This is a genomic window from Microbacterium sp. G2-16M (assembly GCF_055809115.1).
This window is the reverse complement of record NZ_CM147897.1, coordinates 1,861,420-1,885,807: the sequence shown is the minus strand read 5'-3', so window position 1 is coordinate 1,885,807 and position 24,388 is coordinate 1,861,420. Positions and strand designations below refer to the sequence as shown.

The 24,388-nt window shown below is 70.3% G+C and carries 24 protein-coding genes; 14 read left to right on the top strand and 10 right to left on the bottom strand.

All coding sequences use genetic code 11. From position 1 onward, the window contains the following. Positions 1-3: 3 nt before the first annotated feature. The gene (locus tag AC0L6F_RS08925; RefSeq protein WP_435526257.1) at positions 4-906 is read right to left on the bottom strand and encodes an SDR family NAD(P)-dependent oxidoreductase; all 903 of its coding nucleotides are present in this window, start codon (positions 904-906) and stop codon (positions 4-6) included. Then, the gene (locus tag AC0L6F_RS08920; protein ID WP_473537589.1) at positions 903-1,364 is read right to left on the bottom strand and encodes a MaoC family dehydratase; all 462 of its coding nucleotides are present in this window, start codon (positions 1,362-1,364) and stop codon (positions 903-905) included. Before AC0L6F_RS08920 ends, AC0L6F_RS08925 begins: the two co-directional genes overlap by 4 nt. 132 nt (positions 1,365-1,496) lie before the next feature. On the opposite strand from AC0L6F_RS08920, the gene AC0L6F_RS08915 reads away from it, so the two are divergent. Then, on the top strand, positions 1,497-2,300 hold the full coding sequence (locus tag AC0L6F_RS08915; protein ID WP_473537588.1) for an IclR family transcriptional regulator domain-containing protein: 804 nt from the start codon (positions 1,497-1,499) through the stop codon (positions 2,298-2,300). Positions 2,301-2,322: 22 nt separating this feature from the next. Here the strand turns inward: AC0L6F_RS08915 and AC0L6F_RS08910 are convergent, their stop codons facing one another. From AC0L6F_RS08910 to AC0L6F_RS08900, 3 genes are all read right to left on the bottom strand, one after another. After that, complete coding sequence (locus AC0L6F_RS08910; RefSeq protein WP_274636226.1) at positions 2,323-3,048, bottom strand: maleylpyruvate isomerase N-terminal domain-containing protein; 726 nt, start codon at positions 3,046-3,048, stop codon at positions 2,323-2,325. Between the two features lie 271 nt (positions 3,049-3,319). After that, on the bottom strand, positions 3,320-4,444 hold the full coding sequence (locus tag AC0L6F_RS08905; protein ID WP_259612868.1) for an NDMA-dependent alcohol dehydrogenase: 1,125 nt from the start codon (positions 4,442-4,444) through the stop codon (positions 3,320-3,322). Between the two features lie 117 nt (positions 4,445-4,561). Beyond that, complete coding sequence (locus AC0L6F_RS08900) at positions 4,562-6,004, bottom strand: aldehyde dehydrogenase (RefSeq protein WP_473537585.1); 1,443 nt, start codon at positions 6,002-6,004, stop codon at positions 4,562-4,564. Positions 6,005-6,111: 107 nt separating this feature from the next. Between AC0L6F_RS08900 and AC0L6F_RS08895 the strand changes: the two genes are divergently transcribed. Genes AC0L6F_RS08895 through AC0L6F_RS08885 form a run of 3 tightly spaced genes read left to right on the top strand, consistent with a single transcriptional unit; the run spans position 6,112 to position 9,678 of the window. Further along, the gene (locus tag AC0L6F_RS08895) at positions 6,112-7,845 is read left to right on the top strand and encodes a dihydroxy-acid dehydratase domain-containing protein (RefSeq protein WP_274636224.1); all 1,734 of its coding nucleotides are present in this window, start codon (positions 6,112-6,114) and stop codon (positions 7,843-7,845) included. Beyond that, positions 7,842-9,206 carry an FAD-dependent oxidoreductase gene (locus AC0L6F_RS08890; protein WP_473537584.1) on the top strand — a complete coding sequence of 455 codons (1,365 nt, stop codon included), beginning with the start codon at positions 7,842-7,844 and terminating at the stop codon, positions 9,204-9,206. Before AC0L6F_RS08895 ends, AC0L6F_RS08890 begins: the two co-directional genes overlap by 4 nt. Positions 9,207-9,237: 31 nt before the next feature. After that, positions 9,238-9,678, top strand: a complete 441-nt coding sequence (locus AC0L6F_RS08885) for a MarR family transcriptional regulator (RefSeq protein WP_274636222.1) — start codon at positions 9,238-9,240, stop codon at positions 9,676-9,678. Between the two features lie 41 nt (positions 9,679-9,719). Here the strand turns inward: AC0L6F_RS08885 and ligM (AC0L6F_RS08880) are convergent, their stop codons facing one another. After that, a complete protein-coding gene (ligM, locus tag AC0L6F_RS08880) occupies positions 9,720-11,123 on the bottom strand; it encodes a vanillate/3-O-methylgallate O-demethylase (protein WP_274636221.1) in 1,404 nt (467 codons plus the stop codon). Between the two features lie 315 nt (positions 11,124-11,438). On the opposite strand from ligM (AC0L6F_RS08880), the gene AC0L6F_RS08875 reads away from it, so the two are divergent. From AC0L6F_RS08875 to AC0L6F_RS08850, 6 genes are all read left to right on the top strand, one after another. Next, positions 11,439-12,185, top strand: coding sequence for a PIG-L deacetylase family protein (locus AC0L6F_RS08875; protein ID WP_274636220.1), 747 nt, complete (start codon positions 11,439-11,441; stop codon positions 12,183-12,185). Continuing rightward, complete coding sequence (locus AC0L6F_RS08870) at positions 12,182-12,886, top strand: 4-carboxy-4-hydroxy-2-oxoadipate aldolase/oxaloacetate decarboxylase (RefSeq protein ID WP_274636219.1); 705 nt, start codon at positions 12,182-12,184, stop codon at positions 12,884-12,886. Before AC0L6F_RS08875 ends, AC0L6F_RS08870 begins: the two co-directional genes overlap by 4 nt. Continuing rightward, a complete protein-coding gene (locus AC0L6F_RS08865) occupies positions 12,876-14,024 on the top strand; it encodes a PrpF domain-containing protein (protein ID WP_473537583.1) in 1,149 nt (382 codons plus the stop codon). The genes AC0L6F_RS08870 and AC0L6F_RS08865 overlap by 11 nt, the downstream gene beginning before the upstream one ends. Positions 14,025-14,053: 29 nt before the next feature. Beyond that, a complete protein-coding gene (locus AC0L6F_RS08860; protein ID WP_274636217.1) occupies positions 14,054-15,046 on the top strand; it encodes a VOC family protein in 993 nt (330 codons plus the stop codon). 77 nt (positions 15,047-15,123) lie between these two features. Beyond that, positions 15,124-15,738 (top strand): cupin domain-containing protein, encoded by a 615-nt coding sequence (locus tag AC0L6F_RS08855; RefSeq protein ID WP_473537581.1) that lies wholly within the window; start codon positions 15,124-15,126, stop codon positions 15,736-15,738. Continuing rightward, entirely contained in the window at positions 15,738-16,526 is a 789-nt protein-coding gene (locus AC0L6F_RS08850) for an SDR family NAD(P)-dependent oxidoreductase (protein ID WP_473537580.1), read from the top strand. The genes AC0L6F_RS08855 and AC0L6F_RS08850 overlap by 1 nt, the downstream gene beginning before the upstream one ends. 14 nt (positions 16,527-16,540) lie before the next feature. Here the strand turns inward: AC0L6F_RS08850 and AC0L6F_RS08845 are convergent, their stop codons facing one another. The 4 genes from AC0L6F_RS08845 to AC0L6F_RS08830 all read right to left on the bottom strand — a co-directional run bounded on the left by AC0L6F_RS08845 (position 16,541) and on the right by AC0L6F_RS08830 (position 20,517). Further along, a complete protein-coding gene (locus tag AC0L6F_RS08845) occupies positions 16,541-17,164 on the bottom strand; it encodes a PadR family transcriptional regulator (RefSeq protein ID WP_473537579.1) in 624 nt (207 codons plus the stop codon). A gap of 126 nt (positions 17,165-17,290) precedes the next feature. Next, positions 17,291-18,691: a vanillate/3-O-methylgallate O-demethylase gene (ligM, locus tag AC0L6F_RS08840; protein WP_274636188.1), complete on the bottom strand. Its 1,401-nt coding sequence runs from the start codon at positions 18,689-18,691 to the stop codon at positions 17,291-17,293. Between the two features lie 135 nt (positions 18,692-18,826). Beyond that, complete coding sequence (gene purU, locus AC0L6F_RS08835) at positions 18,827-19,699, bottom strand: formyltetrahydrofolate deformylase (RefSeq protein ID WP_473537577.1); 873 nt, start codon at positions 19,697-19,699, stop codon at positions 18,827-18,829. Positions 19,700-19,710: 11 nt separating this feature from the next. Beyond that, positions 19,711-20,517 (bottom strand): methylenetetrahydrofolate reductase, encoded by an 807-nt coding sequence (locus AC0L6F_RS08830; RefSeq protein WP_473539981.1) that lies wholly within the window; start codon positions 20,515-20,517, stop codon positions 19,711-19,713. Between the two features lie 261 nt (positions 20,518-20,778). Here AC0L6F_RS08830 and AC0L6F_RS08825 point away from each other — a divergent pair, with 261 nt between their 5' ends. Genes AC0L6F_RS08825 through AC0L6F_RS08810 form a run of 4 tightly spaced genes read left to right on the top strand, consistent with a single transcriptional unit; the run spans position 20,779 to position 24,365 of the window. Continuing rightward, positions 20,779-21,762, top strand: a complete 984-nt coding sequence (locus tag AC0L6F_RS08825; RefSeq protein ID WP_473537576.1) for an ABC transporter permease — start codon at positions 20,779-20,781, stop codon at positions 21,760-21,762. After that, positions 21,759-22,715, top strand: coding sequence for an ABC transporter permease (locus AC0L6F_RS08820; RefSeq protein WP_259612857.1), 957 nt, complete (start codon positions 21,759-21,761; stop codon positions 22,713-22,715). Before AC0L6F_RS08825 ends, AC0L6F_RS08820 begins: the two co-directional genes overlap by 4 nt. Then, complete coding sequence (locus AC0L6F_RS08815; protein WP_473537575.1) at positions 22,712-23,599, top strand: ABC transporter ATP-binding protein; 888 nt, start codon at positions 22,712-22,714, stop codon at positions 23,597-23,599. Before AC0L6F_RS08820 ends, AC0L6F_RS08815 begins: the two co-directional genes overlap by 4 nt. Next, the gene (locus AC0L6F_RS08810) at positions 23,589-24,365 is read left to right on the top strand and encodes an ATP-binding cassette domain-containing protein (protein ID WP_473537574.1); all 777 of its coding nucleotides are present in this window, start codon (positions 23,589-23,591) and stop codon (positions 24,363-24,365) included. The genes AC0L6F_RS08815 and AC0L6F_RS08810 overlap by 11 nt, the downstream gene beginning before the upstream one ends. Positions 24,366-24,388 lie beyond the last annotated feature (23 nt).

Genomic DNA, 24,388 nt, shown 5'->3' with positions numbered 1-24,388 from the left:
GGGTCAATCCTGCGGCCCGGAGTGCTGGGCGTGCGCGGCCAGGTCGGCGTGCCATGCCTCGTCGATCTGATCCGGGCTCCACCCGCCGTCCTCGTCGAGCGTGCGCAGCACGGCGGGGTGGGAGTACAGGGTCAGTCGGTCGCCGCCGATGCCGATGGCCTGACCGGTGACGTCGGCGGCGGCATCCGATGCGAGCCAGACGATGAGGGATGCCACGTCCTCCGGGGTGCCGAGGGCGTGATCGCGGCGATACTCGGTGGGGATGTCGGCCCCGGCGACATAGTCCTCGTACACCTGGGTGTACGCGGGGATCGTGGCGGTCATCGGCGACAGGGCGGTGGGGATCACCGCGTTGGCGGTGATCCCGGCTCGGGCCAGCTCCAGCGACCAGGTGCGGGCCATCGCGACCAGGCCGGCCTTCGCGGCGGCGTAGTTCGTCTGGCCGAAGCTGCCGAACTGTCCGGCCGGCGAGCCGATCAGGATGATGCGGCCACCGGTGCCCTGTTCGCGCAGGCGGGTCGCGGCCGCGCGCCCGCAGGTGAACGTGCCGCGCAGGTGGGTCTCGATGACCAGGTCGAAGTCGTCGTCCCCCATCTTCCACAGCACGCGGTCGCGGAGCACGCCGGCGTTGGCGACCAGGACGTCGAGCCGGCCGAACTCGCCCACGGCCGCCGCCACCAGCGCGTCGGCGGTCTCGGTCGGCCCGACCGGGGCGACCACGGCAGTGGCACGGCCGCCGGCGGCCTCGATGTCGGCCACGGTCTGCGCGGCGGTCTCGGGGTCGACGTCGTTGACGACCACGGCGGCGCCGGCGTCGGCCAGGGCGAGGGCGTAGGCGCGGCCGAGGCTGCGGCCGGCGCCGGTGACGATGGCGACCTTGCCGTCCAGGCGGATCGGCGCGCTCACTTGTAGTACCTCAGGACGAGCTCGGCCACGCACGCCGGCTTGGCGCCGCCCTCGATCTCGAACGTGATCGGCACCTCGATCTGCCAGCCGCCGGCGACCTCGGTCACATTGGAGACCTCGCCGGTCACGCGGATGCGCGAGCCCACCGGCACCGGCGAGGGGAAGCGCACGCGGTTCAGGCCGTAGTTGATGCCCATCCCCACCTCGGTGATCGTGAACACCTCGCGCATCAGCGGGACGACCAGGCTCAGGGTGAGCAGTCCGTGCACGATGCGGGTGCCGAACGGCGTGGCCGCCGCGAAGTCGGCATCCACGTGGATGGGATTGTCGTCGCCCGACAGCTGCGCATAGAGGTTCACTTCCTCCTGCGTGATCGTCTTCCAGCTGGACGGACCGAACGTGCGGCCCGCCAACTGGGGCAGCTCGTCGATCGTCACGGACACGGGGTTCTCGGCCATGGTGCCTCTCTCGCCTCGTCGCATCGCGTTCGCACGCGGAGCATCTTCGCTCTGAGTATCAGGCTACCTGATAATGGGCGGACGCGCCAGACCGCGGCATCCCGCCACCGGTGCGCACCCTAGGATGAGGCCGTGACCGCAGAGCGTACAGAGCGATCGCGCGACCGCGTGCAGAGCATCGAGCGCGGCATCGCCGTGCTGCGTGTCTTCGACGGGCGCTCGGCGCCCCTGTCGGCGAGCGACATCGCGGCCCGTGCGGGTCTGCCGCGGCCGGTGGTGCGCCGCATCCTGCTGACCTTCGAGCACCTCGGCTACATGCGCGGGCAGCGCGGCCTGTGGAGTCTGACCCCGCGCATCCTCGAGCTCGGCGCCGCGTACTTCGCCGACTCGTCGCTGCCCGAGATCGCCCGCCCCACGATGGACGACGTGGTCGCGCAGCTCGGCGAGACGTGCAGTCTGGGGGTGCTCAGCGGCGCGGATGTGATCCACGTCGCGCGCGTCGAGGATCACCGCCCGCTGCCCGGGGCGGTCCGGGTCGGGATGAGCCTGCCCGCGTCGGCCACCGCCGTGGGCAAGGTGCTGCTGGCGGGACTCGGCGAGGCCGCGCTCGCCCGCGCCCTGGCCGAGGTCGACTGGGAGCCGCACACCCCGCACACGATCACGGATGCCGCGGCCCTGCGCGCGCGGATCGCGCAGGTGCGCACCCAGGGCTACGACGTGTCGGTCGAGGAGCTGAACCCCGGCATGGTCGCCGCCGCCGTGCCGATCACCGTGGGCGGCGAAGCGGTCGGGGCGCTCGGGGTGTCCTCGACCACGGTGCGGCAGGACGAGGCATCCCTCACCCGTGACGTCGTGCCGGTGCTGCGCGTCGCCGCCGACCGCATCGCGCGCGGCTACCTCGGCGCGAACCCCCACCTCTACCGCCCCGCCCCCTGACCGGGCCGGCCCCACGGCTTGGTCAGGGGTGCACGGACGCGTTCGCGAGCGCCGCGACCGCAGCATCCCCGCCCTCGATGAGAAACCGCTCCGGTTGGCGGCCCGGATCGGCGCGCTCCCACACGAACAGCGCGAGATCGGCGACGGAAGCAGTGACCCTGGCCCCTCCCGCCTCCGGTGCGGCGTCGGCGACACGCCAATCCCGGGCGATCGTCCACGTGCGTTCGATGTCGGTGGCGGCGAGCGTCACGGGCTCCGGCAGCGGGTCCAGCGACGGGCGACTCCGCGGGAGGAACACCTCGAACAGCTCGTCGATCCCGTCTGCGTAGTCGACCGGTGCGAGCTCGGGTGCGGGGCGCCATGATGCGCCGCCGGCGGCGCGCAGATCCGTGAGGTGCTTGACGCTCTCATAGACGAGGCGCCGGCTCCAGAAGCGCGCCTCGCCCTCCGCGGACTCACCCAGCACCCAGCACGGGCGCTCGGGCGGCGTCTCCGTCAGCGCCGCCAGCAGTTCGCGCCGGCAGTCCCCGTACCACCGTCGCCTGTCTCCGACCGGTGGCGGCGGCAGCGTCTTCCGGGGAACGTTGTTCCCGGTTCTCACGATCCGGGCCGCCCACAGGTGGATCTGCCCCAGGTGACCGATCAGATCCGAAACCGTCGGCCAGGCATCCCAGGCGATCGAGGCCGTCGGCGCATGGTGCTCGATCTCCGCGTCGAAGGCGGCGGTCACCCGAGCGAGGAGAGCCACCCGTATGTCATCGACGTCTCCGCGCATGTGCGGGCGACTCCTCTCCTTCGACCCGCGTCCGGCTGACGGAAGAGGGGTCTTCGTGCCGGCACGGGTCTGCGGCGATCCTAACGCGGCAGTCCGCTGGCTGCGCCCGGCTCGCGCCCTGCCCCCTCCCGACCGCCTCCGACGCGTGACCCGTCACAAGTGGTCGCTATGGTCGCGCTCGAAGCAGCCGATTCTGGCAAGTCGGCGACTGACGGGAGGGAGACGGGGGAGGCGCGAGGCGGGGTCAGAAGAGGATGCCGCCGCGGATGTTGCGACCCTCGATCATGTCCCGGTAGCCCTGGTTGATGTCCTCGAGCGGATACATCCGGGTGATCAGCTCGTCGAGCTTGAGCTGGCCCGCGTCGTACATCTGCAGCTGGCGGGGCACATCGGCCTGCGGGTTGGCGTGTCCGTAGATCGTGCCCTGGATGCGCTTCTGGTAGCGGGTGAGCTCGAGCGGACTGATCGGGATGCCGGTCTCGTCGTCAGGTGCGATCCCGGTGACCACCGCCACCCCGCCCTTGCGGATCGCCGAGACCGCCTCGGCCACATGCGAGCCGCGCACCACCCCGATGGTCACGATCGACCGATCGGCGCCCTGGCCGTTCGTGATCGAGCGGGCGAAGTCGGCCGCCTCGTCCATCGTCGCGAACGCATGCGTGGCGCCCAGCCGCAGCGCCGACTCGCGCTTGAACTCGACCGGGTCCACGGCGATCACCGCGACCGCGCCGGCGTGATGCGCGCCCTGCACGGCGTTGATGCCGACACCGCCCACGCCCATCACGATCACCACGTCGCCCGGCTGCGTCTCGGCGGCGTACACGGCGCTGCCCCATCCGGTGCCCACACCGCACCCCAGCAGCCAGACCTTCTCCAGATCGGCGCCGGCGGGCAGCTTGATCGCCGAGTCCACCGAGACCAGGGTGTGCTCCGAGAACGACCCGACCTGGCACATCTGGCCCACGGGCGTGCCGTCCGGCAGCGCGAACCGGTAGCTGTCCTCGTCGTCGAACCGGTGCCCGGCCAGCAGGTAGCGGCCCCGGTCGCACAGATTCGTCATGCCCGAGGTGCACCAGCGGCACTTGCCGCAGCTGGGGATCCAGGTGAACACGACGGCCTCGCCGACCTCCCAGCCCGGCGTGTTCGGCCCGACCGACTCGACGATGCCGGTGCCCTCGTGCCCGCACACCATCGGCAGGTGTCCGGCCACGCTGTCGCCGGTCATCATGTGGTAGTCCGAGTGGCACATGCCGGCGGCGACCATCCGCACCCGGATCTCGTTCTGCCTCGGCTCGTCGACCAGGACATCGGCCAGTTCGAACTCGCCGGGGACTTCGCGCACGATCGCGGCGCGGGACGTGATGGGCATTGCTCCTCCTTCGGACCATTGCTGGTGAGCATCGACGCTCAATCTCAGGCTACCTGAAACACGACGGATGCGGGAGCCCCGGCATCCGCCCCGCTCAGAAGGCGTCGGCGGAAGACGTCAGCGGAAGACCGACGTGCTCTCGCGGTAGTTCTCGATCGCCTCCGGGCCGAACTCGCGGCCGATGCCGGAGTCGCGCACGCCCCCGTACGGCGAGCCGAGGTCGGGCCGGTACCCGTTCAGGCCGATCGATCCGGTCTTCACCCGCCGCGCGACCTCGAGGGCCCTGCCCTCGTCGGCGCTGAAGACGGCACCGCCCAGGCCGTAGCGCGTCGCGTTCGCGATGCGGACGGCATCGTCGACGTCGACGTAGGGATGCACCGAGAGCACCGGGCCGAAGATCTCGTGCTGCGCGATGGGGCTGTCCGGGTCGGCGCCGGTGATGATCCGCGGCGCATAGAACCAGCCGTCCGTGGGCGCCGCGGTGTCGCCGGCGAGCACCGTCGCCCCGGTCGCCCGCGCCTCGTCGACCATGCCGGTGACCCGGGTCAGCGCGCGCTGCGAGACGAGCGGACCGATCTCGGTCGCCGGGTCCTTCGGGTCGCCCACCCGCAGGTCGCGGGCGAGGTCGACGAGCGCCTCGACCGTGCGGTCATAGCGGGATGCCGGGACCAGCACGCGCGAGAGCGCATTGCAGTTCTGCCCGGTGTTGCCGAAGGAGGCCACCCGCAGGCTTGCCAGCACGGCGTCCAGGTCGGCGTCGTCGAGGATGACGGCCGCCGACTTGCCGCCGAGCTCGAGCGTGGCCGGGATCAGTCGCTGCCCGGCCACCGAGGCGATGTGACGGCCGGCGGCGCTGGAACCGGTGAAGGCGACCTTGTCCACGCCCGGGTGTGCGACCAGCGCCTGCCCGGTCTCGCGGCCGCCGGTGACGATGTTGACGACCCCGGGCGGCAGGCCGATCGTCTGGGCGGCCCGGGCCAGCGCGAAGATGTCCAGCGGCGACTCGGCCGCCGGCTTGATCACCACGGTGCAGCCGGCCGCCAGTGCGGGGCCGAGCTTGAGCGTGGTCGAGGACTGCGGGTGGTTCCACGGCACGATCAGGGCAGCCACGCCCAGCGGCTGCCGCAGGTGCAGCGTCGTGCCGTCGCGGTCCACGTTCTCGCGCTCCTCCTCGACCATGAGCTCGCGCGCCAGACGCGCGTAGTAGCGCAGATGCTGGACGGGACGGATGCCGTTCATGAAGCGCGCGACGGAGATGGGCTGGCCCACCTCGTCCGTGACGAACGCGGCGATCTCACCGGCGCGCGCCTCGAGCTCGTCGGCCAGTCGGTCGATCCAGTCGCCGCGCTCGGCGGGGGACAGGCGCGGCCATGGACCGTGGTCGAACGCCTCGCGCGCCGCGCGCACGGCGCGGTCGACGTCCTCGGGCGAGCCGTCCGGCGCATGGCCGATCATGGTGCGGTCGTACGGGTTTGCGGCGGTGACCCGCTCGGCACTGGTGGAGTCGAGGTACTCCCCGCCGGCGAACACGCGTTCCTGAATCTTCGTTGCTTCGGGCACGGGGGCAGGCTAACACCGAGGACGACTGCACGTCACGCATTGCGACCAAGCGACCGCAATGCGTACACTGGCGGCATCCGCACACCATCGACGTCGATGAGGGACTCATGACCGAACTGCGCAGCAACTTCTCCCCGTCCTCCGCCCTGGGCATCGCGCGGCGCGCCGAATGGCGGCCGCTGGGGATCCGCGCCGACGAGCTGCACAAGCCCAAGGTCGCGATCGTGAACAGCTCATCCGACCTCGCCGCCTGCTTCGGGCACCTGGACGACATCGTCCCGGTGCTGAAGGCCGAGCTGCGCGCGCTGGGTGTCCTGCCGTTCGAGATCCGCACCGCGGCCCCGTCCGACTTCATCACCAGCGCCGGACGCGGCGGCAGCTACATCCTCTCCAGCCGCGACCTGATGGTCAACGACGTCGAGGTCGCCGTCGAGGGCGCGCAGCTGGACGCGATCATCGCGCTCAGCTCGTGCGACAAGACCACCCCGGCCCACCTGATGGCCGCCGGCCGGCTGAACGTGCCCACGGTGATCATCCCGTGCGGCTACCAGCACAGCGGACTCGCCGAGGGGCGCACCGCCGATGTCGAGGAGATCTTCCTGCAGGCGGCGATGGCCGCCGTCACCCACGAGCCCACCGACGCGCTGCAGGAGCTGGCCGACGACGCGATCCTGGGACCGGGGGTGTGCGCCGGACTGGCGACCGCCAACTCGATGCACATCGTCGCCGAGGCCATCGGCATGGCGGTGCCCGGCGCCGCCCCGGTCCGGGCCAACAGCGAGCCGATGTGGGACAGCGTCCGCCGGTCGGCGGCGGCCCTGGTCGCGATGATCGAGCGCGACATCCGCCCCCGCGACATCATCACCGCCGGCTCGGTGCGCAACGCCGTGCGCGCGATGCTCGCGGTCGGCGGCTCGACCACCACGATCAAGCACCTGCAGGCGATCGCCGTCGAAGCCGGCGTCGACATCGACGTGTGGGAGGAGTACCGCGTCCTCGGCCGGTCCACCCCGGTGCTGTGCGCGGTGCGCCCGAACGGACCGACCCTCACCGAGGAGTTCGAGGACGCCGGCGGCGGGGCCACCGTGCTGCGCGAGCTGATGCCGCTGCTGGACGGCGGGCAGCTGACCGTCACCGGGAAGACGCTCGCCGAGAACGCGGATGCCGCGGTCCCGGCGGACGGGAGCATCATCCGGTCGCTGGACCGCCCGTACAGCACCGACCCGGCGATCGTCGTGCTGCGCGGCTCGCTCGCACCGGGCGGCGGAGTCGCCAAGCGCCCGGTGCCCGACCCCGGTCCGAAGCAGTTCACCGGCCCGGCGCGGGTGTTCGGCAGCCGCGAGCAGGGGATCGCCGCGATCACGGACGGGACGCTGCAGCCCGGCGACGTCGCGGTGATCCGCGGGATCGGAGCAGTCGGCGGGCCGGCCCTCGGCTTCACCTCGTCGTTCATCTTCGCGCTGAACGCCCGCGGGCTGGCCGACAAGGTCGCGTTCGTGACCGACGGACAGTTCAGCGGGCTGGTCAACCAGGGCATCACCGTGGGCGAGGTCTCGCCCGAGGGCGTCGCCGACGGACCGCTGGGCCGGGTGCGCGACGGGGACGTGATCCACATCGACCTGGCCGCCGGGACGCTCGACCTGCGCGTGCCGGCCGACGAGCTCGCGGCGCGAGAGCCCTACGCTCCCACCGAGCAGCGTGACACCGGCGGCGGCTACCTCGACCAGTACCGCGAGCTGGTCCAGCCGCTCTCCTGCGGCGCGGTGCTCGGCTGCCGGGCCTGCGGGGCGTGCGAGAACGACGACCATGCGTCGTTCGCCGGGGCGGAGACCTCGGCATGAGCGCCACCGTGACCCTGCCGGCACGCGAGGTGCCGGTGATCGGCGAGTACGAGGTCGTCGTCGTCGGCGGCGGCCCCGCCGGGATCATGGCCGCCACCGCGGCCGCCCGGGCCGGCCGCTCGACCCTGCTCATCGAGCGGTATGGCTTCCTCGGCGGCGCCGGCACGATGGGCGGACTCAGCACGTTCTGCGGGCTGCACGCCCGGGTCCACGGCGAGGACGTGCGCGTCATCCGAGGCTACGCCGACGAGCTGCTCGAGCGCCTCGAGCGGCTGGACGGGCTGAGCGAACCCCACCTGTCGGTGGAGGGCCGCATCATGGCGCAGGCGTTCGACATCTCCGCCTACAAGATGGCCGCCGACGATCTCGTGCTGGCCTCCGGCGCCGAGCTGCTCTTCCACGCGGCGGTGCAGGGCCTCGTGCACGACGATCTGGGTCGCATCGACGGCGTGGTGGTCGAGTCGAAGTCCGGCGCCGGCCTGGTGCGCGGACGATTCTTCATCGACGCCTCCGGCGACGGGGATGTCGCGGCCTGGGCCGGCGCCCCGTTCGAGCGGAGCGAGCACCTGCTCTACCCGTCGCTGATGTTCCGGATCAACGGCGTCGACCCGGTGCAGGCCGGGCCGGCGTGGAAGACCATCCGGACACTGATGGAGGACGCCGAGGCCGCCGGGACGCACAGCTTCCCGCGCAAGAAGCCGATCGTCCGGCCGCAGCGCAACCCGCTGGAGTGGCGCTCCAACCTGACCCAGCTCTCGAACGAAGACGGCTCGGCCATCGACGGGACGGACGTGCGCCAGCTCACCCGCGGCGAGATCCAGGGACGCCGTCAGGTGCGCGACACGTTCGCGTTCATCCGCGAGCGCACCCCCGGCTTCGAGGACTCCTACGTGGTCGACATCGCGCCGCAGATCGGCATCCGCGAGACCCGGCGCATCGTCGGGCCCTACCAGCTGACCGAGCAGGACGTGCTCGGCTGCGCCGACTTCGACGACACCATCGGCGTGAACGGGTGGCCGGTCGAGGCGCATGTGATCGGCGACGTCGAGTTCCGCTTCGCGCCGGCCGACTCGCGCGGCTTCAACCAGCTGCCGTATCGGATGCTGGTGCCCCAGCAGGTCGACAACCTCCTGGTCGCCGGGCGCTGCGCCTCGATGACGCAGCGCGGCCAGTCCTCCGGCCGGGTCACCGGCCCGTGCTTCGTCATGGGCCAGGCCGCGGGCACCGCCGCCGACCTGGCGCTCGGTGCGGGCGTGACATCCGCCGCCGTCGATGTGGCCGAGCTGCAGCGTCGGCTGGAGGGCGAGGGGGCGTACCTGGGCACGGCGCTGCCCACTGCGCCGACCGCAATCGTGCACTGAGAGCCGCCGGTCACGCTACCCTGAACGGGCCATGGACCAGACGAACTTCACATACGTCATCAAGCAGGTGGAGCTGGCGCTCCGCCCGTACATCGACGGCGCGTGCGCGGCGGCCGGGATGACGACGGCGCAGTACACCGCGCTGACCGTGCTGGAGCGTCGCCCCGGGATCACGAGCTCCGAGCTCGCGCGCCGGTCGTTCGTGCGCGCCCAGACCATGGCCCAGACCATGGACCCGATGCTCGAGTCGGGTCTGGTGCGACGCGAGCGCGACCCCGGGCATGCGCGTCGGCTGCTGCTGTACCTGACCGACACCGGGTCGGCCGCCATCGCGCGGGCGCGCCCGCGGGTGACCGAGCTGGAGCGGCTGATCCTCAGCGACTTCTCGGTGGATGAGGCGGCGGCCTTCGCCGACTACCTGCGCCGGGCGCGCCGCTCGCTGCAGGAGGGCGTGCCGGCCCCGACGCACTGACGCCGCCCGGGGGCCCGGGCGGCGTCAGTGCGTCTCGCGTGCTACAGCGTGCCGGTGGTCCGCCAGCCGCCGTGGTACTCCTGGCGGGCGGTCTCGGCGTACGGCACCGGGCTGACCACGGCGCGCACGGCCAGCTGCTCGTGCGGCTCGACCGTGGTCTTGCGGGACCCGCCGTCCGGCTCGCCCCAGACCACGCGCACCTCGGCGCCGATCGGCACGTCGCGGTCGACGGTGGCCAGCGACAGGCCGCGCTTCTCGTTCGCCGTCACGCCGGTGAACATCGACAGGCCCACGGTGCTGCCGTCGGCGTCGATCACGGCGTCGTAGTTGCTGGACCCGTAGTTCGCGTTGGGCAGGTCGAAGAACTGGTAGCCCGGGCCCGAGCGGTCCAGCACCGAGGAGAGGATCTTCGACAGGTCCTCGTCGTTCCACGCCAGCGTGACCTTCTTGCGCTGCTGTTCGGGGTCGAGCTTCTCGAGGGCGTCGCGTCCGATGAACTCGTGGTCGAACTTCACGAACGAGCCGTAGCCGAGCTCCCACGGGTTCAGGTAGTAGTCCTCGATGTCGTCCGAGACGAACGAGCCGGCGAGCGCGTTGATGGCCTCGTAGCTGTTCGCGGGCAGCCATTCGCGGTAGGCGCGCTCGCCCTCGCTCGAGTAGATCGCCGGCAGCGGCGAGGGGATCCAGCCCGACTCGAGCGTGTTCGACGAATACGCCCGCGATCCGCACGGCTCGATGCCGAGGTCGCGACCGGCCTCGAGGATCGCGTCACGGATCTTGCCGTGCTGGGCGTACGGCCCCCACAGCTCCAGGCCCGGCGCGCCGGCCATGCCGTGGCGCAGCGTCCGCACCTGCTCGCCCGCGATGGTCATGTGCCCCATGCGGAAGAACCTGACCTGCTCGACGGTGCCGCCGGCGAGCTTCTCGATGATCGACCAGGCCGCCGGTCCCTGGATCTGGAACCGGTAGTAGTCGCGGTGCACGGCCTCGCCGTAGGGGCGGGACGGCGAGCGGTCGTCGTAGCGGAACTCGACGTCGTACCCGCCGGTCTCGGCGTGGAACTGCAGCCAGTTCGCGCCCGGCGCGCGCCCGACGTAGACGTACTCGTCCGGGCCCTCGTGGAACAGGATGCCGTCGCCGATCACGCCGCCGTTGGATGCCGTGGGCACGAACTGCTTGGCGGTGTCGACCGGGAAGTTCGCGAACGAGTTGATGCCGGTGTCGCTGAGCAGCTTCAGCGCGTCCGGACCGGAGACGAAGAAGTTGACCATGTGGTGCGTCTGGTCGTAGAGCACCGCGGTCTCGCGCCACGCCTTCTGCTCGCGCCGCCAGTTCGTGAACTCGGCCGGCACCACCGGATAGATGTATGTGCCCAGCTGTGAGTCGCGGAGCATCTGGACGATGTTCCCCTTCTCGTCGAGCAGTTCCTGCAGATTCCCAGCCATGCTGTTGTTCTCCTTCGACGTCGATGTCGGCTCTGCGCACTGGTTGCGCGCACTGTCGTTCGTGCACTGCGTTGCGGGCACTGTCGTTGTTGTGCACTGTCGCGTGCGGACCGACCCTGGCTCGATGGTACGGACGAAATATCACTATGTCCATAGGTAATTTCCGACCGGTGAAAAACGAACCAAGATTGTCGACAATTTCTTGACCAATACCACGGGGTGTGGTTCGCTGGTGGGGAGCGGCCGTGCCCGCCTGGCGGATCCGCCGCCGCACGGCCCGCGACCCGACGACGTGTGAGGAGTCCGATGACTGGCGTGAGCCCTTCCCTGCTGGTGGTCAGCGCGCACGCGGGAGACTTCGTCTGGCGCGCAGGCGGCGCGATCGCCGCCGCCGCGCTGCGCGGCGAGCGCGCGACCGTGGTCTGCCTGTCCTACGGCGAGCGCGGCGAGTCCGCGTCGCAGTGGCTGGCCGGCAAGTCGCTGGACGAGATCAAGGCCGTCCGCCGCGAAGAGGCCGAGGCCGCGGCATCCGCCCTGGGCGCCGAGATCGAGTTTCTCGACCTCGGCGACTACCCGCTGCGCGAATCGCCCGAGGCGGTGGCGCAGCTCGTGGACGTGTACCGGCGCGTGCAGCCGACCGTCGTGCTGACGCATCCGCTGATCGACCCGTACAACGGCGACCACCCGGCAGCGGCGCGGATGGCGCTCGAAGCCCGTGTGCTCGCGCAGGCGATCGGCGTCGCCAATTCCGACGGCAGCTTCCCGAACAAGGAGGAGATCATCGGCGCACCGCCGGTCTTCTTCTTCGAGCCGCACCAGAGCGAGCAGTGCGACTTCAAGCCGAACGTGCTGCTGGATGTCACCGAGGCGTTTCCCCGCAAGCGCGCCGCGATGGAGTGCCTGCCGGCGCAGAAGCACATGTGGTCGTACTACACCGACCTCGCGGTCCGTCGCGGCGTGCAGGTCAAGCGCAACGCCGGCCCGAACCTCGGGCTGCCGCACGAGACCATGGGCGAGGCGTACATGCGCTACTACCCGCAGGTGACGGACGTGCTCGAATGAGCGGCGTGATCGTCACCGACATCGCCCGGGGGGATGCGGCGACCGCCGACGCGCTCGCCGTCCACGGGGTCGCGACCGTCCACGAGGCGATGGGCCGCACCGGCCTGGTCGGCCCGGGCATCCGTCCCATCCAGCAGGGTGCGCGGATCGCCGGCACGGCTGTCACCGTGCTGAACTGGCCGGGCGACAACCTGATGATCCACGCCGCGGTCGAGCAGTGCCGGGCCGGGGACGTCCTCGTGGTCACGACCACGTCGCCGAGCGGCGACGGGGTCTTCGGCGACCTGTTCGCCACCGCGCTGAAGGCGCGCGGCGTGCGGGGCCTGGTCACCTCGACCGGCGTGCGCGACACCGCCGACCTGCGTGAGATGGGCTTTCCGGTCTGGGCGGCCGACGTGTTCGCCCAGGGATCGGTCAAGGCGACCGGCGGCTCGGTGAACGTGCCGATCGTGGTGGGCGGACAGCTGGTCTCGCCCGGTGACATCGTGGTCGCCGACGACGACGGCGTCGTGATCGTCCCGCGCACCGGTGCTGACGCCGCGCTGACGGCGGCCGAGGCCCGCGTGGCGAAGGAGGCCGCCGACCGCGAGGCCTACGCCTCGGGCACCGAGCTCAGCCTTGACCGCAAGGGCCTGCGACCGCTGCTGGCCGAACTCGGCGTCACCTACGTCACGCAGGAGGAGTATCTCGGTGGCCGCTGATCCGCTGCACGGCGGCCCGGTGCATGCTGACCCGGTGCACGCTGACCCGGTGCAAGCCGACCCGGTGCGTGACGGCATCCGCTGCATGCTCATCCGCGGCGGAACCTCGAAGGGCGCCTACTTCCTCGCCGAGGACGTGCCGGCCGACCCGGCCGAGCGCGACGACCTCATGCTGCGGGTGATGGGCAGCCCGGACCCGACCGAGATCGACGGTCTGGGCGGGGCGCACCCGCTGACCAGCAAGGTCGCCATCGTGTCGGCCTCGTCCGAGCCGGGCGTGGACATCGACTACCTGTTCCTGCAGGTCGCGGTCGACGAGCCGATCGTCAGCGATCGGCAGACCTGCGGCAACCTGCTGGCCGGGATCGGACCGTTCGCCGTCGAGCGGGGACTGATCACCGCCGGCGACCCGCACACGACCGTCCGCATCCGGCTGGTGAACACCGGCGACCTCGCCACGGCGACCTTCGCCTCGTCCGGCGGCCGACCCGACTACGACGGCGCTCAGCTGATGAACACCGTGGCCATCGACGGCGTGCCCGGCACCGCGAGCCCGATCGAGCTCGAGATGGCCCCCGGCGCCAAGCCGCTGCTGCCCACCGGAAACCCGGTGGACGACGTGGCCGGTCACCGGGTCACACTGGTGGACAATGGCATGCCCGTGGTGCTGATGGACGCCGCCGAGTTCGGCGTGAGCGGTGACGAGACTCCGGAGGAGCTGGAGTCGCGCGCCGAGCTGCGCGGCGCCCTCGAGCAGGTGCGGCTGCACGCCGGCGGCCTGTTCGGACTGGGGGATGTCTTCGCCCAGACGGTGCCGAAGATGTTCCTGCTGTCGCCGCCCCGGCACGGGGGCGCCATCGGCACGCGCGCGTTCATCCCGTCGCGTGTGCACACCTCGATCGGCGTGCTGATGGCGGCATCCGTGGCCGCCGGCATCCGCATCCCCGGCTCGGTCGGCCACGCTCTGGCCAGCCTCGGCGACGCCGATGACACCCCGATCGAACACCCGGGCGGCACCTTCACCGCCCGCGTGCGCGTGACCGCGGACGAGGACGGCACGTGGCGGGCGACCTCGACGTCGCTGCGCACCGCCCGCAAGATCTTCGACGGACGGGTCTTCCCCCGTCCGCGACTGTGACCAGTACCAGCCGTCAAGGAGGACCCACCATGGCACATCCCGAGAGCTTCGACCTCGCCCACCTGGGCGGAATCGAGCTGTTCACCCCGAAGTTCGACGAGAGTCTGCACTTCTTCCGCGACATCTGCGCGATGCGCGAGGTCGCACGCGTCGGCGATTCGGCGTATCTGCGCACCTGGGACGAGTACCAGCTGTACTCGCTCAAGCTGACAGCATCCGACACCAACGGCGTCGGGCGGACCCTGTTCCGCACCACCAGCCCCGAGGCGCTCGACCGCCGGGTGGCCGCGATCGAGGCCGCCGGGCTCGGTCACGGCTGGCGCGAGCCCGAGGTCGGCGTCGGCCGCTCGTACGAGTTCGAGGACCCGGACGGCCACCTGATGGGCATCTACTACGACACCGAGCTGTACGTGCCCGACGACGAGGACCGCCCGGCGCTGAAGAACCAGGCCTCGGCGTACCCCGGCCGGGGCATCAACGCCCGTCGCCTCGACCACATCAACTACCTCGCCGCCGACGTGGACGCCGCCGGCGACTTCTGGCAGGACGTCATGCACTCCCGCGAGTCCGAGCGGGTGCGGATGGACGACGGCCACTTCGCGGCCCGCTGGTTCCGGTTCCACCAGAAGTCGTACGACGTCGTGTACTCCGAGGACTGGACCGGCGAACGCGGCCGCTTCCACCACTTCGCGTTCGCGCCGGACTCGCGCGAGGACATCCTCAAGGCGGCCGACATCTGCCTCGAGAACGGCATCTACATCGAGTACGGCCCGTACAAGCACGCGATCAACCAGACGTTCTTCCTGTACGTGTGGGAGCCTGGCGGCAACCGCATCGAGTTCGCCAACGCCCAGGCGCGCCTGCTGCTGGACCCGGACTACCCGACCGTGCAGTGGAGTCAGGCCGAGCGCGCCAAGGGCCAGGCCTGGGGCATGAAGACGGTGGCCACCTTCCACACGCACGGCACGCCGTACGTGGAGAACCAGGAGGAGATCGACCGGCAGGCCCTCGCCGGGCACTGAGTTCAGGCAGCGTGTACCGGTCGATCGACCGGGCCCCGGACGACAGGTTGCAGGCTTGACAGGAGGCCACACGCCCGATGAAGAATCACGGCGGCGAGGGTGCCGCCAGCGTCGACCCGATCGGCGACGGATTCCACGTTCCGCGTCGTATCGTGACCGGCCACGACGCGCAGGGCGTCTCGGTCGTCGTCAGCGACGGACCGGTTCGGGTCACGCGCGCGCTGCCCGACGATGGCGTCGCCTTCCACGAGGTGTGGGCGACGGACGCGGTGCCCGCCGACATCCACGCGGGAGCCGAGGACCCGACCGCCGGCTCGATCACCGTGCCCCCGCCACGGCACGGCACCCGCATCCGGATCAACGAGTTCCTTCCCGGACACCTCGATGAACGCGGTCTGCAGTCGCCGGTGCACCGCACCGAGTCGATCGACTACGGGATCGTCCTCGAGGGAGAGATCACACTGATCCTGGATGACGGCGAGGTGACCGCCCGAGCCGGCGATGTCATCGTCCAGCGGGGCACCGAGCATGCCTGGGCCAACCGTGGCGAGAGCCTCGCCCGCGTCGCCTTCGTGCTCGTGGGTGGACGATTCGGCGACGAGGTGCTCGCGGTGCTTCCCGAGAACGTGCACGATTCCCTTATGCATCACGGTCCGCATGACGGACCCGGCCCCATCAGTCCGGAGGCATGATGACCGAGATGACGCTGCCCGGCATCGCCGGGAACCTGTTCGTGGTCACCGGTGCCGCCGGCGGGCAGGGCGCCGAAGAGGCGCTGCTGCTGGCGCGCCAGGGGGCCGACGTCATCGCCGCGGATGTCCGCGACGACGCGCCAGAGCTGACGGATGCCGCAGCCGGCCTCGCCGGCACGGTCACTTATCGTCGACTCGACGTGACCGATGAGGGCCAGTGGCGCGCTCTCGCCGACTCTCTCGGCTCACGCGCGGTGAAAGGGCTGATCAACAACGCCGGCGTCACGCACCGGGTGCGCATCGGCGCGGTCGAGCGCGCCGACTGGGATCGGGTGCTCGCCGTCAACGTCACCGGCGCGATGCTCGGCATCCAGGCGCTGCTGCCGCTGATGGGCCCGGGGTCGGCGATCGTGAACATCGGCTCGGCCGCCGGGCTGACCGGCCACTACACCGCCGCCTACACCACCAGCAAATGGGCGCTGCGCGGACTCACCCACTCGTGCGTGACCGAGCTCGGCCCGCGCGGCATCCGGGTCAACATCATCCACCCCGGCTACATCCGCACCGAGATGACCGCGAGCGCCCCGGCCACGTTCCTGGACGCGAACCTCGCCGTCGCCCCGCTGCACCGCGCCGGCGAGCCCGCAGAGGTCGCCAACGTCGCGGCGTTCCTGCTGTCGGATGCCGCGAGCTACATCACCGGCGCCGAGATCGGCGTCGACGGCGGCCAGTTCCTCTCCGGCGTGGCGACCTTCCTCTCCGACGCCGTCCGCCCCCAGACCTCGTAGCCCGGCGCCTGAGCTCACTCGGGCGCGGAGGCCGCCAGCATGTCGTCCCACGCTCCGGAGCGCTCCAGCCGGTCGATCAGGGCGAGCCCACGGCGCGCCCACGAGATCTCCACGTCGGCGCGATCGACCAGGCCCTCGTAGGCGAACCGCTTGAAGTCGATGGCACGCTCGCGTTCGACGGCGGGGATGCGCTCCAGACGGCGGTTCAGCATGGTGCTGGTCATCTGGTCGATCTGGTCGATCTGTCCCTGGAACTGCGAGAGCTCGCCCTCCCACTGGGCGATGTGCGCGTGCAGGAACGCCCGCGCCGCATCGGGGGTCGCGTTCTCCAGGTAGGCCGCGCGCAGATGGGCCGGGTCGCGCACCCGCTGATACTCGGCCGGCGACGCGAGCCACTCCCGGTACGCCGTCTCGCCGGCCGGGGTCACGTGGTAGACCCGGCGGGTGCCGCGCTCGCCGCGCGTCTGCTCTTCGCCTTCGATGAGCCCGGCGTGCTCCATCTTGCGCAGCTCGGGGTAGATCTGCGAGTCCGGCGCATGCCACACGTGGCCGACCGACTGGGAGAACTGCTTCTGCAGGTCGTATCCCGACAGTGCGCCGACGCGCAGGATCGCCAGGATCGCGTAGCGCAGACTCATGGGGCTCCTCTCGCCTCCGAGGCTAGCAAGTCATGTTCCGGCGGCCGCCAGCACTGCCGCCGGAGGTAACGAAGAGGGGTCCGGGCAGGCGCCCGAACCCCTCTTCGTCACGTCACAGCGACAGGCTCAGGCGTTGTAGCCCGTGCGCCATCCGCCGTGGTACTCCTGACGTGCCGTCTCGGCGTACGGCACCGGGCTGACCACGGCGCGCACGGCGAGCTGCTTGTGCGGCTCGACGGTGGCCTTGGTCGAGTTCGGGTCTTCGCCCCACAGCACCTTGACCTCGGCGCCCACCGGGACGTCGGGGTTCACGGTCGCCAGCGACAGCGCGCGGCGCTCGTTGGCGCTGTAGCCGGTGAACATCGAGAATCCGACGACGTTGCCGTCGGCATCCACCACCGAGTCGTAGTTGGCCGAACCGTAGTTGGCCAGCGGCAGGTCGAAGAACTTGTAGCTGGGGCCGTCCACGTCGAACAGCGAGCTGTAGATCTTCGTCATGTCCTCGGGGTCCCAGGCCAGCGTGACCTTGCGGCGCTGCGTGGCCGGGTCGACCTTCTCCAGCGCGTCGCGTCCGATGAAGTCGTGGTCGAACTTCACGAACGAGCCGTAGCCGAGCTCCCACGGGGTGAGGTAGTAGTCCTCGATGTTGTCCGAGACGAACGAACCGGCCAGCGTGCCGGTCGCCTCGTAGCTGTCCACCCCGAGCCACTCGCGGTAGCCGCGCTCGGCTTCACCGGTGTAGATGGCCGGCAGCGGCGAGGGGATCCAGCCCGACTCCAGCGTGTTCGACGGGTAGGCCCGCGAACCGACCGGCAGCAGGCCGAACTCGGCGCCCGCCTCGACGATCGCGTCGCGGATCGCGTCGTGGTCCTCGTACGGGCCCCAGATCTCCAGGCCCGGGGCGCCGGCCATGCCGTGACGCAGCGTGCGGACGTTCTTGCCGGCGATGGTCATCGTCGACATGCTGAAGAAGCGCAGCTGCTCCAGCGGTCCGCCGTTGAGCTTCTCGATGACCTGCCAGGCCGTCGGGCCCTGGATCTGGAAGCGGTAGTACTTGCGCGAGACGCCGTGGCCGTACGGACGCGACGGCGAGCGACGGTCGACGGTGACGTCGAGGTTCTGGTAGCCGCCGGTCTGGCCGTGGTACATCAGCCAGTTCGAGGCCGGCGCACGGCCGACGTACACGTACTCGTCCTCCGCCTCACGGAAGAGGATGCCGTCGCCGATGACGTGGCCGCCCGAGGTTGTGGGCACGTACTGCTTGGCCCGGTCCACCGGGAAGTTCGCCACCGAGTTGATCGCGGTGTCGCTGATCAGCTTGATCGCGTCCGAGCCCTTCAGGAACACATTGTCCATGTGGTGCGACTGGTCGTACAGCACCGAGGTGTCGCGCCACGCCTTCTGCTCCTTGATCCAGCTGGTGAAGTCCGCGGGGACCACCGGGTAGATGTAAGAGCCGATCTGCGAGTTGCGCAGCAGCTGGACGGGGTTGGTCTGATCGATCAGCTGCTGAAGGTTGTCAGCCATGGGAACCTCTCTGTTTCATGATTTCTTCGGGATGGTGGGTCGGGGTGGGGGGCTTCGTCTCGTCGCTGCGCTCCTCGCTCAGCCTTGAGCCGTCCCGCGTCAACGCTCGCTGCGCTCGCATTGACCCGGGCCGCCTCAAAAGACGATCGTCTGGTTGCCGTGTCGGATGACGCGGTCCTCGGCGTGCCATTGGACGGCGCGGCTGAGCACGGCACGTTCCACGTAAGCGCCGCGGGCTTGGAGGTCGCTCGCGGTCATGGAGTGGTCCACGCGGGCCACGTCCTGCTCGATGATGGGTCCTTCGTCGAGGTCTTCGGTGACGTAGTGGGATGTCGCGCCGATGAGCTTCACGCCGCGTTCCTTGGCCTTGCGGTACGGGGCGGCGCCGATGAAGGCGGGCAGGAAGGAGTGGTGGATGTTGATCACCGGGACGGCGACCTTCTGCAGGAAGTCCTCGCTGATGATCTGCATGTACCGGGCCAGGACCACGAAGTCCACGTTCCCGCCCAGCAGTTCCAGGATCTTCGCCTCGGCCTCGGACTTGTCCGGGCCGGCGGAGGGGACGTGGAAGAACGGGATCCCGAACGTGCGCACGTCCTCGGCGGTGTTGGTGTGGTTGCTGATGACCATCGGGATGGTGACCGGCAGCTCGCCGCGGCGGTGCCGCCAGAGCAGTTCGAGCAGGCAGTGGTCGCTGGTGGAGGCCAGGATCGCCATCCGCTTCGGGATGGACTGATCGGTCAGCTTCCACTCCACCCCGTACGGGGACAGTGTGCCGTCCAGGTCGGTCTGGATCTCGGGCAGCGCCGCGGACAGGTCCGCCCGGTGGAACACCACCCGTTGGAAGAACGCGCCCCCGGCCGGGTTGTCGGAGTACTGGTCCAGGGTGACGATGTTGCCCTGGTTGCGGGTGATCAGCCCGGTCACGGCCGCGACCAGCCCGGGCTGGTCCGGGCCGTGCACGATCAGGCAGGCGTGATCCTTGTTCGGTTGAATATGCGCGGTCATGCCGTGTCTCCTCAGGACTGGGCGGCGACGTATTCGGCCGCCCACTCGGAGGTGGCCTTCAGTCCGCCGAACGTATAGAAGTGGAGCTTGACGCTACCGGATCCCTGATCTCCGGCCAGCCGTGCGGACAGATCCGACACGAACCGGTCCGGGCCCGCGGTGCCCATCAGGTTCGTCAGAGAGAACCCGTACTTCTTCACGATCATCGCGTTCGCCCCGATCCCGAAGCGGCGCGCGAAGCCGAGCAGCCGCTTGATGCCGGCCGGTCCCGGCGTCCCGATCCGGATCTGCGTGTCGATCCCGCGGGAGCGGACCTGATCGATCCAGGCCACCACCGGGTCGGTGTCGAACGAGAACTGGGTCAGGATGACAGCATCCAGCCCCTGCTCCTTCAATGCCGCGGACTTGTCTTCCAGGTGCTGCCACAGCACATCGTTCGGGATGTCGGGGTGACCCTCCGGGTAACCGGCGATCGAGACCTCCCGCACCCCGTACTTCTGCAGGATGCCGGTGCGGATCACGGACAACGAGTCCGGGTACGGGCCCTCGGGCTCTGCCGGGTCACCGCCCACCGAGAACACGTGCTCGGTCGCGCCGACCTCCGCCAGGGCGCCCAGGAACTCCTCCAGCTGGGCCAGCGACCCGATCCGCCGGGCCGAGATATGCGGCACCGGGACAAAGCCCAACTCCTTCACCGCCTTGGCCGCCGCGACCCGCATCGGCAGGTCCTCGTTGCCCAGGAACGTCACGTTGATCTTCGTGCCCTGCGGGATCACAGACGCCGCTTCCCGCAATCCCGGGACATCCTTCCCCGTCATCTCCAACGAGAAACCCTCCACCAACTCGAGAGCGGCGGTCTTGTTCGGTGCGGGGGCGATATGAGCCACGTACGGATCCTTCCGTCTGCCAGGGAAGCGCGGCTGTGTGCTTCCGATAGTCACATTACCTATGGGCATAGGTAAATACAAGAGGGAAATCCGGATGCCTCGCGGCGGCCTTTCCACACCGCGGAAGCACGCCTTGAGGGCGTGGGGCCCCGGCGGCGATGGTGGCCCGACGTCGCACACGAGGGAGTGATTGTGAAGTCGTACATCGTTCATGTCGGCAAGCTGCTGCTCTCGTCGCTGATCCTGTTCCTGGTCGTGATCACGGTGCTGTTCTTCCTGCTCGAGCTCGCGCCGGGCGATCCGGTGCAGACCCTGGTCGGCGATGTGCCGATCTCGCCGGAGTTCCGCGCCCAGATCACCGCCGCCTACGGCCTGGACCAGCCGGTGTGGCAGCGCTACCTCGCGTACGTGGGAAACGTGCTCACCGGAAACCTGGGCTACTCCTTCGGAACGAACAACGAGCCGGTGCTCGGGCTCATCCTCAGCCGGGCCGGCAACACACTGGCGCTGGCGGTGCCGGCCTTCCTCATCTCCACGATCGGCGGCATCGTGCTCGGCTCGATCGCCGCGCGCACCCGGCGGCGGTGGCTGGACGGCGGCATCTCGGGCATCGCCGTCGGGCTGTTCTCGGTGCCGGGGTTCTGGCTCGGGATGATCCTCATCCTGATCTTCTCGCTGACCCTGGGCTGGTTCCCGACGCAGGGCAAGGCGCCGTACGGCCAGAGCGGGATCTCGCTGCGCTACCTGGTGCTCCCGGTGATCACGATGGCCGCGACCGAGCTGGCGTACAAGACGCGGATCATGCGCGCCTCGATGATCGAGTCGCTCGGGCAGGACTTCATCGACACCGCCCGCTCGAAGGGTCTGAGCCCGCAGCGGGTGCTGTGGCAGCACGCCCTGCCCAACGCCCTGCTGCCGATGGTCACCGTCGCCGGCTACAGCCTCGGGTTCCTGTTCGCCGGGTCGGCGCTGGTGGAGAGCGTCTTCGGCTGGCCCGGGATGGGACTGCTGTTCGTGGACGCGATCAACTCGCAGAACAACATGGTGGTGCTCGGTGTGGCGATCGTCCTGACCGTCACGATCATCATCGTCAACATCCTCACCGACATCGTCTACGGCCTGGTCGATCCGCGCCTGCGCGCGCGCTTCGCCCGCACGACGGGAGCGAGAGCATGACCACGCAGAGCGACATCGACACCGCCGGGCTCGGCGCCGCCCCCCGCCCGGGCACCGGCATCGACATCGGCGCCCCGGCCGGCGGCGCGCCCGAGACCGAGCCGGTCGCGCTGGCGCGCCGGCGTCGGTCCTCGGCCTGGCGCACCTTCTTCCGCAAGCCGTCCACGCTGGTGTTCGGCATCCTGCTCGTGGTCATCGCGCTCATCTCGTTCCTCGGACCGTTCTTCGTCGGCGACCCGGTCACGACCTCGCAGACCGTGCTCGCCCCGCCGAGTGCCGAGTATCCGCTGGGCACCGACATGCTTGGCCGCGACTACCTCGCCCGCGTCGTCTACGGTGGGCAGATCTCGCTGCTGGTCGGGTTCAGCGTCGCGCTGCTGTGCATGACCTTCGGCCTGCTGGTGGGGGGCCTGGCCGGGTACTACGGCGGCTTCGCCGATACCGCCCTGGTCAAGGTCGCCGAGTTCTTCCAGGTGCTGCCGGGCCTGGTCCTGGCGCTGGTGGCGGCGGCCCTGCTCGGCTCGAGCGTCCTGATCATCGTGGTGATCCTCGCGATCACGATGTGGCCGGCGGTGGGCAGGATCGCCCGTGCCGAGGCGATGCGCATCTCGCAGCTGGGGTACGTGGAGTCGGCCAAGGCCGCCGGGTTCCGCGGCCCGCGGATCATCTGGTCGGACGTCATCCCCAACGCCATGCCGCCGGTGCTCGTGGCCACCAGCATGACCGTCGGACGGGCGATCCTCGTCGAGTCGGGCCTGGCCTATCTCGGCGTGGGCGACTCGAACCGGCCCAGCTGGGGCGCGCTGCTGAACTCGGCGCAGGCGTACATGCAGTCCGGCTGGTGGCTCGCGCTGTTCCCCGGTGCGCTGATCTTCCTCACCGTGCTGGCCATCAACATCCTCGGCGACGGACTCAACGACGCCTTCAACCCGACCGTCGGGAGGGTCAAATGACTGCGAATGCCCCGTCGACGCCGCTGCTGCAGGTCGCCGGCCTCAACGTCGTGCTGCCGTCCGGTGAACGCGACGAGATCGAAGCGGTCGCCGCCGTCGACCTGACCGTCGCCGACGGCGAGCGGATCGGGATCGTGGGCGAATCCGGATCCGGCAAGTCCGTGACCGGACGCGCGATCGCGGGCCTGCTGCCCACCTCGCCCCGGGTGCGGGTGCACGGCTCGATCCGGATGCGCGGCCTCGAGATGCTGGGCGCGTCGCGCGACGCGTGGGACACGGTGCGCTCCCGCACCGTGAGCGTGGTGTTCCAGGACCCGCTCACGTTCCTGAACCCCACCATGAAGATCGGGCGACAGGTCGCCGAATCGGTGCGCGTGCACGGTGGGATGCCGCGGGCCGACGTGCTCGCCCACGTGCACCGGTCGCTGGCCGAGGCCGGGCTGGACCGGGTCGAGGACGTCGCCGAGCGCTTCCCGCACGAGCTCAGCGGCGGCATGCGCCAGCGGGTGCTGATCGCCATCGCCCTGGCCAAGCAGCCGGAGCTGATCATCGCCGACGAGCCGACCACGGCGCTGGACGCCACGGTGCAGCAGCGGGTGCTGCACACCCTGGAGGCGGCCGTGACCGGGGCCGGGGCATCCCTCATCCTGATCTCGCACGACGTCGCCGTGGTGGCCGGCATGACCGACCGGATCTACGTCATGTACAACGGCCGGATCGTGGAGGACGGCGCCACCGACGAGGTGCTGCATCACCCGCAGCATCCCTACACCCAGGCGCTGCTGCGCAGCGTGCGCAGCGTGACCGACGAGGGCCTGGAGCTGTACTCCATCCCGCCGGCCCTGCGCCGCGAACTGGCCGAGGAGGTCGCCCGTGCTTCTTGAGGCCAAGAATGTGTCGAAGGTGTTCCGCGCACGGCGCGGCGGCGGCGAGGTGGCGGCCGTGACGGACGTGACCCTGCGGGCCGAGCCCGGCAGGTTCATCGCGATCGTGGGCGAGAGCGGCAGCGGCAAGAGCACGCTGGGCCGGCTGCTCCTGGACCTGCTGGCCCCGACCGGCGGAAGCGTTGAACTCGACGGCGTGCCGCTGCGGCAGATGGGTCGCGCCGCCACCGTCGCCTACCGGCGCCGGGTGCAGGCGGTGCTGCAGGACCCGGCCGGGTCGCTGAACCCGCGCAAGCGCGTCGGCGAGGCGATCGGCGAGGTGATCCGGCTGCACCGCATGGCGCGCAGCCGCAGCGCCGTGCGCGAGAAGACCGCCGACGTGCTGGCGCTGGTCGGGATGAGCCCGGCCGCCCGGTTCGTCGACCGGTTCCCGCACGAGCTCAGCGGCGGCCAGCGCCAGCGCGTGCTCATCGCCCGCGCGATCGCGCTGGATCCGCGCGTGATCATCGCCGACGAGGCGGTCTCCGCGCTGGATGCCTCGGTCAAGGCCGGCGTGCTGCACGTCATGCGCGACCTGCAGGAACGGCTCGGCGTCGGATACGTGTTCATCACGCACGACCTGCCCGTGGTGCGCAAGGTCGCCGACTACGTCTACGTGATGAAGGACGGCCGGATCGTCGAGGAGAACAGCAAGGACGCCATCTTCGCCGACCCCCGGCATCCGTACACCAAGGAGCTGCTGGCCGCAGCCCCCGTCCTGGCATGACGGCCGGCTCCCCACCGAGAGGA